Origin of the sequence: Acinetobacter sp. RF14B (assembly GCF_006864105.1) — a bacterium.
Taxonomy (GTDB): Bacteria; Pseudomonadota; Gammaproteobacteria; order Pseudomonadales; family Moraxellaceae; genus Acinetobacter; species Acinetobacter lwoffii_C.
On record NZ_SMTB01000275.1, the window covers coordinates 1 to 420 of the forward strand.

A 420-nucleotide genomic window follows, 5' to 3' on the forward strand; every position below is an offset into this window, starting at 1 on the left:
AGTGTACACAGTTGGCTGCATTAATCTGGAAGCGTTTTGAACCATCATCATTTTCCATGATTTCATACACACCCGCCGGGCAGTAACGCTGTGCAGGCTCATCCCATTTCGGCAGGTTGACTTCTACTGGAATTGAAGCATCGGTCAGCTTTAAATGCGCAGGCTGGTTTTCTTCATGCACGGTATTCGATACAAACACTGAAGATAGACGGTCAAACGTCAGCTTGCCATCCGGTTTTGGATAGTTCGGCTTGAAGTTCACTGCATCAACAGTTTTCAGCGTCTTAAAGTCTGGCACCAGGTCATGTAAAGTGAAGGGTACTTTAAACACGTTCTGGTCAATAAAGTTAAAGGCGCCCCCCATCCATTGACCGAACTTGTGCATTGCCGGGCCAAAGTTACGCGCATTGTAGAGTTCTT

Annotated in this window: 1 protein-coding gene; it reads right to left on the reverse strand. The window is 46.7% G+C overall.

Annotated features, from left to right (window positions below; translation table 11 throughout):
- Positions 1-420 (reverse strand): 4Fe-4S dicluster domain-containing protein (locus E2K52_RS14945; protein WP_171478887.1); only part of this gene is annotated, 420 nt, incomplete at both ends.